The organism is Planctomycetota bacterium (genome assembly GCA_026387035.1).
GTDB lineage: Bacteria > Planctomycetota > Phycisphaerae > FEN-1346 > FEN-1346 > JAPLMM01.
In genome coordinates this window covers 1-10,051 of record JAPLMM010000172.1, presented here as the reverse complement: position 1 = coordinate 10,051, position 10,051 = coordinate 1, and the positions used below count along the sequence as shown (strand labels likewise).

Annotated in this window: 13 protein-coding genes; 5 read left to right on the top strand and 8 right to left on the bottom strand. The window is 65.4% G+C overall.

All coding sequences use genetic code 11. The annotated features are described in order from the left end of the window. Positions 1-217 (top strand): hypothetical protein (locus NTX40_06045; GenBank protein ID MCX5648644.1); only part of this gene is annotated, 217 nt, incomplete at its 5' end. A gap of 62 nt (positions 218-279) precedes the next feature. Here NTX40_06045 and NTX40_06040 read toward each other — a convergent pair. The 8 genes from NTX40_06040 to NTX40_06005 all read right to left on the bottom strand — a co-directional run bounded on the left by NTX40_06040 (position 280) and on the right by NTX40_06005 (position 6,178). Continuing rightward, a complete protein-coding gene (locus NTX40_06040; GenBank protein ID MCX5648643.1) occupies positions 280-612 on the bottom strand; it encodes a hypothetical protein in 333 nt (110 codons plus the stop codon). A 216-nt stretch (positions 613-828) separates the two neighbouring features. Continuing rightward, a complete protein-coding gene (locus NTX40_06035) occupies positions 829-1,152 on the bottom strand; it encodes a DUF86 domain-containing protein (GenBank protein ID MCX5648642.1) in 324 nt (107 codons plus the stop codon). Positions 1,153-1,162: 10 nt separating this feature from the next. Next, on the bottom strand, positions 1,163-1,459 hold the full coding sequence (locus tag NTX40_06030) for a nucleotidyltransferase family protein (protein MCX5648641.1): 297 nt from the start codon (positions 1,457-1,459) through the stop codon (positions 1,163-1,165). Between the two features lie 70 nt (positions 1,460-1,529). Further along, a complete protein-coding gene (proC, locus tag NTX40_06025; protein ID MCX5648640.1) occupies positions 1,530-2,339 on the bottom strand; it encodes a pyrroline-5-carboxylate reductase in 810 nt (269 codons plus the stop codon). A gap of 53 nt (positions 2,340-2,392) precedes the next feature. Beyond that, positions 2,393-3,409: a hypothetical protein gene (locus NTX40_06020; GenBank protein MCX5648639.1), complete on the bottom strand. Its 1,017-nt coding sequence runs from the start codon at positions 3,407-3,409 to the stop codon at positions 2,393-2,395. Between the two features lie 12 nt (positions 3,410-3,421). Continuing rightward, positions 3,422-4,192, bottom strand: coding sequence for an ABC transporter ATP-binding protein (locus tag NTX40_06015; protein MCX5648638.1), 771 nt, complete (start codon positions 4,190-4,192; stop codon positions 3,422-3,424). 272 nt (positions 4,193-4,464) lie between these two features. Then, positions 4,465-5,280, bottom strand: a complete 816-nt coding sequence (locus NTX40_06010; GenBank protein MCX5648637.1) for an ABC transporter permease — start codon at positions 5,278-5,280, stop codon at positions 4,465-4,467. Positions 5,281-5,554: 274 nt separating this feature from the next. Continuing rightward, a complete protein-coding gene (locus tag NTX40_06005; protein ID MCX5648636.1) occupies positions 5,555-6,178 on the bottom strand; it encodes a hypothetical protein in 624 nt (207 codons plus the stop codon). 304 nt (positions 6,179-6,482) lie between these two features. On the opposite strand from NTX40_06005, the gene NTX40_06000 reads away from it, so the two are divergent. The 4 genes from NTX40_06000 to NTX40_05985 all read left to right on the top strand — a co-directional run. Further along, positions 6,483-7,787 carry a permease gene (locus tag NTX40_06000; protein ID MCX5648635.1) on the top strand — a complete coding sequence of 435 codons (1,305 nt, stop codon included), beginning with the start codon at positions 6,483-6,485 and terminating at the stop codon, positions 7,785-7,787. 28 nt (positions 7,788-7,815) lie between these two features. Continuing rightward, on the top strand, positions 7,816-8,619 hold the full coding sequence (locus NTX40_05995) for a hypothetical protein (GenBank protein ID MCX5648634.1): 804 nt from the start codon (positions 7,816-7,818) through the stop codon (positions 8,617-8,619). A 133-nt stretch (positions 8,620-8,752) separates the two neighbouring features. Continuing rightward, entirely contained in the window at positions 8,753-9,073 is a 321-nt protein-coding gene (locus tag NTX40_05990) for a metalloregulator ArsR/SmtB family transcription factor (GenBank protein ID MCX5648633.1), read from the top strand. A gap of 15 nt (positions 9,074-9,088) precedes the next feature. Then, positions 9,089-10,051 (top strand): bile acid:sodium symporter (locus NTX40_05985; protein MCX5648632.1); only part of this gene is annotated, 963 nt, incomplete at its 3' end.

The following is a 10,051-nucleotide window of genomic DNA, read 5'->3' as shown; positions in this document are numbered from 1 at the left end:
CATGGCCGTTTACATGCCGCCGCTCGGAAAGGCGGACCCGGCCTGGGAATCTTTCCCCGTGCTGGTGCACTTCGTGGACCGCGGCTCTCCCGGCGCGAAGACCGCCGACGTCGGCGCGATGGAACTTTACACCTCGAGCGTGGTTTCGAGCGACCCGTTTGATGTGGCGGAAGCCCTCAAAAGCAACGCGGAACGCGGAACTCGGAACGCGGAATGAAGGCCGCGCAAGGCTGATCCGGAGTGTGCCACGGTCGGCTTGTCCGGCCGTGCGTGATTGAATCAGGGCTTCTGCCACCGAACGCGAACGACTGCAGCGATTTCTTTGCACCCTGCTTCCACTTCGACCTCGTCCGGCCGATGTGGCCGGACATAGAGGCCCCAGTTGCCCTTGCCGCTCTTACTTCGCCGCTGGAACCTTGAAGTCCGTCGCGCCTCGGTCAACAGGGGCAGCAACTCATCCGCCTTGAGTGCCGCGCTTCGCCCGGTATCTTTCTGCACTAGCACGAGTTCACCGGTTTCGGCCACGGCCTCCTTGCGTTCATCCCATACGTCCCACCAGTACCAGTAGGATTTCCTGCTGTAGAACTGTGAGCGCGCAACAACACTCTTCATGTCATCCTCCCTTTGTCGAGCACCGAAGACATGCGGCCGGGAAAGTTTCCCGGGTAAACGACTTTCTTGTCCTTCATTCCGCAATCCGCACTCCGCAATCCGAAATGTTTTCAGCGCCCCAACTCCCGTCCCCGGTCGCGTGCGGCTTTGACGGCTTCGGTCCGATTTTGGCAGGCCCAGCGCCTTGAAACCCGAACGGCGTGACTCCTTGTCGGGTCACTTCTCCCCGGAGAGGAGCCTCCGCAGAGGGTCAACCAGCGGCGGCAGATCCACTCGGACCGTGTCCCAGAGCACTTTCGGGTCCACGCCAAAGTAGGCGTGAACCACGACGTTCCGAAAATCGCGCATCTCGCGCCAGGGGATCTCATCATGCCGTTCCGCCACGGCGGGGGGAGTGTTGCCTGCGGCTTCACCGATGACGGTGATGTTGCGAACGACGGCATCGATCGTCTTGCGGTCGTGGCTGAAGGCTTCGAACGTCATCCCCCGCGTGTAGTCCTGAATGCGAACGATGGCGTCCAGGATGTCCTCGATTCGCATTTGCCAACCTCTAGGCGGCATGGATGGCCTCCCGGAGGATTCGGTCTCGCATCCCTTCCCGCAGGGCGCCGGGCGTCGCCAAGTCCACACCGCAGCCCAGGATCTCCTCGAGATACTGCTTCAGGCCGATGAAGTGGAGGAGGCCCACCGGCCGGTCTGGTGTGAACTCCACGAGGACATCCACGTCGCTGCCTTCCTTCGCCTCGTCGCGCGCCACCGAGCCGAAGACGGCCAGCGACTTCACGGAAAACGCCTGCAACCGCTCTCGATGAGCTGTCAAGACATTGAGGACTTGTTCACGTCGCATGGGGATTACCTCCTTCCCTCGGGCACTATATCCGGCGGCGGCCGGGGAGGCAATGTTTCCTGGGGCGATCTCAGCGCCCCAACTCCCGTCCGCGGTTGCGGGCGGCCTTGACGGCCTCGGCGACCATCTTCGGAAATCCCAGGGCGTCGAAGGTGCGGATGGCGGCTTCGGTCGTGCCGCCGGGATTTGTGACCTTCGCGCGCAGCGCTTCGGGCTCTTCGCCCGACTCCGCCAGGAGCCTCGCCGCCCCTTCGAACGTCACGCGCACGAGGCGCTTCGCGTCCTCCTCCGCCAGGCCGACCTCGACGCCCGCCGACGCCAGGAGTTCCACGAGGTAGAAGAAATACGCCGGCCCCGACCCCGACACGGCGGTGACGGCGTCGATGAGCGTCTCCGGCACGCGGAGGACTTCCGCGGCCGCGCCCAGCAGCCGCTCCGCCGTCTCGAGGTCCTCCGGCGTCGCCTTCGAGCCGGCCGCGATCGCCGTGATCCCGCGGCCGACGACCATCGGCGTATTGGGCATCGCGCGCACGACGCGCGTTCCCGTCGGCACCAGCGCCTCAATGTGCCGCGTCGATATCCCAGCGCAAATCGATATGAGCAGCGTGTCCGGCCCGAGGAGGCTCGCCACCGGCACGAGGGCCTTGTCGAACGCCTGCGGTTTGACGGCCAGGAGGACGACCGGCGCCTGCTCGGCCACGGGCACGCCTTCCACGAACGTGCGGACGCCCAGGTCTTCCTCGAAGAGTTTTCGGCGGTTCGCGTCCGGGTCCGCCGCCAGGATTTCGTCGGCCTGGAGCACCCCGGCCCCGAGGATGCCGCGCACGATCGCCTCGCCCATGTTTCCTGCGCCGATCAGGCCGAGTCGGATTTCTCGCATGGCAGAACCTCGCGCCGCGCCTTTCGAGCCCGCCGCGGCGGGCTCGAAAGGCGTCATTTTTCCTTCGCCAGGACGCCCTGCTCGCGCCACATCGTGACGAGGCGGTTCGTGTTGTCGGTGAGGGTCTCGAGGTTCTCGATGAGCGTGACGAGTTTCAGGTGCAACTCGTCGTCGGCCACGAGTTTTCCAAGCGTTCCCTTGCCCTGCCGGATGCCGTCCACCACGGCGCCGACGTTCGCCAGGAGTTTCTGCGCCTCGTCCGCGTCCTTTTTCAGTTGGTCCGCCAGCGCACTCGCTTTCTCCATCACCTCGTTCGCCTTCGTGCCGCTCTTCTGGTAAACCGCGGCCGTCTCGCGGATTGAGGCGAACGTCGTCCGCGCCTCGGTGAGCGTCTTGGAGAGTTCCTCCGTGCTCTTCTGCGCGCCGGCCAAGAGTTGTCCGAACCCGCTCTTCGGGTCCTTCAACTCGTCCTGGAGCGTCCTGGCGGTCGTCTGGAATTGTTTCACGGCACTCGACAGATTTCCCGGCTTCGCGCCGGATTCGACCTCCTCCACCGTCCGCGGCGCCACCAGTTCCTCCAGGCTTTTGCTCAGCGGCTCCAGGCGCTTCAGCGTCGCAATGCCCTCGCGCACGTCCTCCAGCATGTCCTCCGGCAGGAGGCTCGGTGTCTTGATGAGTCCTTCGATCCGCGCGGAACCGTCCTTCGGCAAACTCCCCGTCGAAGGCCCGCGCGTCTGAAAGTCCAGGAAGATGTCACCCATCGTCATCTGCTGCGCAATGAACTCGGCTTCCCTCGGAATGGCCACGTCCTCGTTGATCCGCATGTGCACCCAGACGCCCGGCCGCTCCGGCAAACTCGACACCACATCCACCACGTCGCCCACTTCCATCCCGTCCTTGTGGACGCGTTTTCCGGCCCGCACGCCGATGCTGCTCGGCAAATGGCCGCGAACCTCGTACCGCTCCCGCACGAACTGCGTCATCCCCTCGAACCACATCACCAGCACCCCCATCAGCACGAGGCCCCCCAGCACGAACAGGCCCACCACGATGTGTTTGCGGTCGTTCATTGCTTGCGTTCCTTACTCGTTCCCTCGGCCGCCCGACAGGCTCGCATCCCCGCGCACGAACCGCTGCACCCGGGCGTCGCCGTTCGCCCGCATCTGGTCCGGCGTCCCGTCCGCGATGACCCGCCCTTCGTGGAGCATCACCAGGCGGTCCCCCACCTTGTACGCGCTCGCCATGTCGTGCGTCACGACGATGCTCGTCGTCTTCAGTTCCCGCTGGCACTTCAGGATCATCTCGTTGATCGTGTCGGCCGTCACCGGGTCCAGGCCGGTCGTCGGCTCGTCGTAGAGGATCACCTCCGGGTCCATCGCCAGCGCCCGCGCCAGGCCCACTCTCTTTTTCATCCCGCCGGAGAGTTGCTCCGGCCAAAGGTTTTCGGTCCCCGCCAGGTCCACCATCGCCAACTTTTCGCGCACGATCCGCTCCACCTCGTCCTCCCTCAGACGCTTGTGCTCGCGGAGCGCGAAGGCCACGTTCTCCCGCACCGGGAGGAAGTCAAACAGCGCCGCCCCCTGGAACACCATCCCGAACCGCATCCGGATCGGCGCGAGGTCCCGCTCCGAAAGGTCCGTCGTGTCCGTCCCGTCGATATAGATCCGGCCCCGGTCCGGTTTCAGGAGGCCCAGGATAAGTTTCAGCATCACGCTTTTTCCCACCCCGCTCGGACCCAGCACCACCGTCGTCGCCGCCCGCCGAAACTCAAGCCCGAGGTCCCGGAACACCTCATTGTCCCCGAACTCCTTCCAGACGTTCATCAGGCGGATGACCGGCTCTTCCGACCTCACCGCTTGCCGGTTGTCATCCCGAGCGATCCCGGCGCGCCGGGGGAGTCGAGGCTTGCCCGCCGTGGCGGGGATCTCGCCGTGTTGCTGCGAGCTTTGGTTTTCGCTCCGCATTCCGCAATGCCTCCCGCTCCCCTTCCGGCTTCGTCCCGGCGCGCCGGGACTACGCCGGGACAAGTCGGGTCGCGGCTAACCGTGGGCTGCTGTGCCGTTTCGCTTTCCCTTCGTCATTCTGCGGTTGGACATTCGATGTTCGACATTCTCCTTGGCCGTCCTCACAGGAACACGCCAACCCGGCCCCAGACGAGGTCATACACCCCGTTCAACAGGAGCACGATGAAGAAGTCCAGCACCAGGATCGCCACGAAGGAGGAGACGAACGCCTCCAGCGCCGCCATCCCCACCCCGTACGCGCCCTGCCGGCTCTGGAACCCCTTGTAGCACGACACCAGCGCGATCGCCGCCCCGAAGAACGTACTCTTCAGTACACCCGAAAATATGTCGAAGTTCTCGATCACGTCCGCCGAGTGCATCCAGTACTCGTGCGTGTCCACCCCGTAACTCCACGCCACCAGGTATCCCCCCAGGATGCCCACGAAGTCGCAGTACACGGTCAGGAACGGGATCATCAGGAACGTCGCGAGGAACCGAGGCACCACGAGGTGCTTGATCGGGTCGGCCCCCAGCGCCCTGAGGGCGTCGATCTGCTCCGTGACCTTCATCGTCCCCAGTTCCGCCGCCAGCGCGCCGCCCACCATCCCCGCCAGCATCACCCCCGCCAGCACCGGGCCCAACTCCTTCACCACCGAGACGTTGATCACCGCCCCCGACCACGACGCCCGCCCGATCGCCTCGAACTGTTTATACGACTGCGCCGCCAGCACCATCCCCACGAACGCCCCCGTGATGACGACGACCGGCAAACTCCGCACGCCCACCTGGTAGAGTTGCGGCCGGAGGAGCCGCCAACGCGTCGCGTCCGTCACCAGCCAACGGAACATCTGGCCCGTGAAGACGCCGAATCGCCCCAGACCCTCGACCTGGTCCGCCACGTACCGCCCGACGTTCGCGATGGTTCGTCCGATGGGCACGCGCTCCGCTCCGAGACCCCGACCTGACGCTGCGCTCGGCTTTCCTCAAAATCCTATCCTAAACGCCCGCTCGCCCCGTTGCAACCTTTCCCCCCGCGCCGCCGCGTAGCCCCGTTCGTCCGCGCGCGCTGCCGGGTCGCGGCTGGAAGTGGTTTCAAAACCATTACGCACCGTTTGCAAGCAAACGGTGGCACCCGCTAATCGGGCGGGAACCCCTATTTCCGGGTGCCACGGATTGCTCGCAATCCGTGCCCTCCAGGTTTTGAAACCACTTCTAATCTTTCGCATCCGACGCCGACTCTATCCGCTCCAATCCCACCACACGCTTCCGTTCGTCGTACCGCCACGCGACCTTCGCCGTGTCGCCCACCTTCAACTTCCCGATCGCCGACACCATTTCCTTATCGAGCCCGCCGCCCTCCGCCGGTGCCCCACCGTGCCACTCCGGCATGTACCGTTCCGTCGGACCCTTGCCCTCCGGCTTCAGGTCGAACCACTGATCGCCCAGCGCGACCACCTTGCCGGTCACGGCGCCGCTCGGCTCCGCGGGCTTCACGACTTCGATCCGCACGATCCGGCGGTGCTCTTCCATCTTCCACTCGAGGCGCACGAGATTCGAGACCGGGATCTTCGCGATCGTCTCCAGCATTGCCGCGTCCAGTCCGCCGCCTTGGTCCGGGTTGCCGCCGTGCCAGAAAGGCAAATACCGCTGCGATTCCTTCTCGCCCTCCGCCTTCACCTCGATCCATTCTTTGCTCTTGGCCGTGAGGATCCCCGTCACGGTCCCGCCCTTCGCCCCTTCTTCGGGGGCCGGACCCTCTTCCGCCGCCATCACGGCGGCCGCCAGAAACCCCGCCAAAATCGCCGCCACACCCATCCACCCGATTGCCGCGCGCATCGCCTCTCTCCTTTTCTTAAAGGATCCCCTGGCCCGTTCCACCACTCTACCCCCGCGCCCGGCCGTCCGCAATAGTCCCGCGCGCGCCTGTTTCGCCGGCGGGCGGAGGAAAACGGGCCTCCCGCCGAAAAAACCCCTTGACGAATTGTCGGCGCTTGGCTATATTACCAAGGAGCCAAGAACGCGCGTGCCGTCGAGGATGCCCGCGCGGCGGGAGGCGCGGGCCAGCCTTTGGCAGGGCCCGGGGGAGAGGCGGAAGGACCGTCCGCGCACGCGACAGACTCGGAGGCGCAAGGAGAACGTCATGAAAGACTGGAAAAAGTTCGCCGTGCTGGTGGCGGTGTTCCTGGTGGCCTACTTCCTGCCTCTGGGCAGCGCGAAGGTCTCCAATGCGGTCCTGGAGGCCTTCCGGCTGCTCCAGTGGTACGCGATCAACCACACGCTGGCGTGCGTGGTGCCGGCCATGTTCATCGCGGGGGCGATTGCGACGTTTCTGTCGCAGGCGTCCGTGATGCGGTATCTGGGGCCCCGGGCCAATCGGCCGCTGGCCTACACGGTGGCGTCGGTGTCCGGGATCGTCCTGGCCGTCTGTTCGTGCAGCGTGCTGCCGATGTTCGCCGGCATCTACACGATGGGGGCGGGGCTGGGGCCTGCCAGCGCATTTCTGTATTCCGGGCCGGCCATCAACGTGATGGCCATTTTCCTGTCGGCCCGGGTGCTGGGGCTCGACCTGGGCGTGGCGCGGGCGATCGGGGCGGTGGTATTCGCGTTCGTCATCGGCCTGGCGATGGCGCTGGTCTTTCGCCGGAGCGAGAAAAAGCGTGCGGATGTGGCCATGCAGATGCCGGAGGCGCCGCACAGCCCGCGGCCGCTGTGGAAGACGGCGCTCTACTTCCTCTGCATGATCCTCTTCCTCGTGTTCAGCGACTGGTATAACACCAACGACGTGACCATCACGATGACGGACGGGACGGTCCTGGAAGCGAACATCCGCTATTCGACGCAGGACTCACTCGACGTGCAGAAGTACGAGGCGGACGGGCGGCTGGGGACGGAGGTCCGCCGACTGAGCCGCACCGACATCGCCCAGGTGGAACCGAAGCCGGGTTTCGTGATGACGGTCCACGGCATCAAGTGGTATCTGGCGGGAGGGATGGGCCTGGCGGTCCTCGTGATGCTCTGGCGGTGGTTCTCGCGCGACGAGACCAAGCAGTGGATGCAGGCGACGTGGGACTTCGGCCTGATGATCGTGCCCCTGCTCTTCGGCGGCGTGTTCGTGACGGGCTTCATTGGCGCTCTGATTCCGGAGACGTACGTCGCCACCCTGGTCGGCGGGAACGGCCTCATCGCCAACTTCGTCGCGGCGTTCGTCGGGATGATCTGGTACTTCGCCACGCTCACGGAGATTCCGATCGTGGAGATGCTGCTGCGGCTGGGGATGGGGCGCGGGCCCGCGCTGGCGCTCCTCTTGGCCGGGCCGGCCCTCTCGCTCCCGAGCATCCTGGTCATCTACAAAGTGGTCGGCTTCCGCAAGACGTTTGTGTTCTGTCTGCTGACGGTCGTGATGTCCACCCTCGTGGGCTGGATCTTTGGAATGTTCGTTTCCTGAGCGTCCCTGGGCAGGACAACAGGCTGCTATGGCCGTCATCACAACGTTTCCGAGCCGCGAGGAAGGGCGCAAAGCCCAGGCGCGTCTGGACGGCCGCGCGCTCACCTACGAGGCCGTATCGCCCGATCCGGGCTACTCCAAGGTCGGCGCACCGGCGCTGGTGTTGGGCAGCGAGGGGCGGGCGGCGCTAACGGACGGCAGGGGCGATCCGGTGATCTGTGCGGGCTTCGTGGAATACCGGCCCGCCGTGATTCGGGTTCCGGCCGAGCCGCCGCGCGGCTTTGAAGAAGATGTGTTCGGCGAGGCCGCCATCGTGGTGCTGGCCCCCTGCGTGGCGGACGCGACGAAGATACGGTTCATCACCCACCTGACGGGCGACTTGGCCGAGGTGTTCCCCTACATAAACGCCGAGATGAAGGAAGCCTCCTACAACGCGCGGGGCCCCACGTTCACGTTTATGGAGGGGTACCGGCTGATCTCAATGTACCCACGGCGGATTGCCGTGGCGAAGGCCGACGAGATCGTGGACGGCTGGCGAACGCTGGAGGCGATCCGCCGGCGGGCGAACGAGACTTGGGCGCGGCGGGGCGAGATCGAACCGTCCTACGAGATGCGCCAGAAGCCGCCGGCCCTGGAGATCTTCAAGCGATTGCCGAGGACGAACTGCCGGGCGTGCGGCGAGGCCACCTGCCTGGCCTTCGCGGTGCGGGTGCATGCGGGAGAGGCGGACGTACGCCGCTGCCGACCCGTGTTCGAGGGGGAGTACGAGCGCCTGAAGGATGCGCTCCTGGAGGTGTGCCGGGCGGTTGGCGCCGTCGGAGAACCGCCCTGAAGGCGGCGCGCCTCATGGGCCCGACTCGCCCTGGCCGCCGATACAGGGGCCGCGGCAAAGAGGGGCGCGCCATTGACGACCGGGAAGCACTTGGCTATTATGCCAAATGAGCAAGAACCCTGGGAGGACGGCCATGAACACGAAAACGCAGGCACGGTTTGAGGCGCGGGCGCGGGTGCTGAAGGCCGTGGCGCACCCGACGCGGCTGTTCATCGTCGAGGAACTTTCGCATGGCGCGCGGTGCGTCTGCGAGTTGACCGAGATGGTGGGGGCCGACATGTCCACCGTCTCGAAGCACCTGACGGTGCTGCGGTCGGCGGGGATCGTCGAGGACGAGAAGCGCGGGAACCAGGTGTTCTATGCGCTACGGTGCCCGTGCGTGGTGAACTTCCTGGGGTGCATCGAGGACGTCCTGAAGCAGCGCGCGAAGGGCGAGATGGAACTGGTCCGGTAGGGCCGAGGGACACTCATGCCGGACGCACAAGAACAGCCCGAGAACGGGCGCGAGGCGCAACCTCACACGCCGGGCAAGGGTCTCGGCGTCTTCGAGAAGTACCTGACGCTATGGGTGATCCTCTGCATCGTCGGGGGCATCGTGCTGGGGAAGTTCGCCCCCGGCTTCGCCAAGTCGCTCGACGGCATGGCCATCTACGTCAACGACGCGCCGGTCGTTTCGATCCCGATTGCCGTGTGCCTCTTCTTCATGATGTATCCGATTATGGTGAAGATTGATTTCGCCGAGGTCCTGAAGGCCGGCAAGAGCGTGCGGCCGGTAGGCCTGACGCTCTTCGTCAACTGGGCCGTCAAGCCCTTCACCATGTACGCCATTGCCTTCCTTTTCCTGGGCGTCGTGTTCCGGGGATTCATCGGCCCCGACGCGGTGGACCACGTGAAGATGCCGTTCGGCCTGGACCTCGGGGTTGGCGAGGCCTACGGCGCGGGCACGGTGGTTCTGGTGGACGGCGTGAAGATGCTCGCGGTGCCCCTGTGGCGGAGTTACCTCGCCGGGTGCATTCTCTTGGGCGTCGCGCCGTGCACGGCAATGGTGCTGGTGTGGGGATACCTGGCGAAAGGGAACGACGGGCACACGCTGGTGATGGTGGCGATCAACTCGCTGACGATGCTCTTTCTGTACGGTCCGCTCGGCGGGTTCCTCTTGGGCGTCGGCCGGCTGCCGGTGCCGTGGCAGGCGCTCGTGCTTTCGATCGCCATCTATGTGGCCCTGCCGCTGGTGGCCGGCTACGTCTCACGCAAGTGGCTCATCGCCGCCAAGGGTGCGGTCTGGTTCCGCGAGAAGTTTCTCCATGTATTGACGCCCATCACCATCATCGCCCTCCTGGTGACGCTGGTGCTCCTGTTCTCGTTCAAGGGCGAGGTCATCTTGTCGAACCCGCTGACGATCCTGTGGATCGCCATTCCGCTCTTCATCCAA

Bases quoted from the DNA above. Each gene is read 5' to 3' on its own strand.
- NTX40_06040 (MCX5648643.1), bottom strand. From the start codon at position 612: ATGAAGAGTGTTGTTGCGCGCTCACAGTTCTACAGCAGGAAATCCTAC.
- NTX40_06035 (MCX5648642.1), bottom strand. From the start codon at position 1,152: ATGCGAATCGAGGACATCCTGGACGCCATCGTTCGCATTCAGGACTAC.
- NTX40_06030 (MCX5648641.1), bottom strand. From the start codon at position 1,459: ATGCGACGTGAACAAGTCCTCAATGTCTTGACAGCTCATCGAGAGCGG.
- proC (MCX5648640.1), bottom strand. From the start codon at position 2,339: ATGCGAGAAATCCGACTCGGCCTGATCGGCGCAGGAAACATGGGCGAG.
- NTX40_06020 (MCX5648639.1), bottom strand. From the start codon at position 3,409: ATGAACGACCGCAAACACATCGTGGTGGGCCTGTTCGTGCTGGGGGGC.
- NTX40_06005 (MCX5648636.1), bottom strand. From the start codon at position 6,178: ATGCGCGCGGCAATCGGGTGGATGGGTGTGGCGGCGATTTTGGCGGGG.
- NTX40_06000 (MCX5648635.1), top strand. From the start codon at position 6,483: ATGAAAGACTGGAAAAAGTTCGCCGTGCTGGTGGCGGTGTTCCTGGTG.
- NTX40_05995 (MCX5648634.1), top strand. From the start codon at position 7,816: ATGGCCGTCATCACAACGTTTCCGAGCCGCGAGGAAGGGCGCAAAGCC.
- NTX40_05990 (MCX5648633.1), top strand. From the start codon at position 8,753: ATGAACACGAAAACGCAGGCACGGTTTGAGGCGCGGGCGCGGGTGCTG.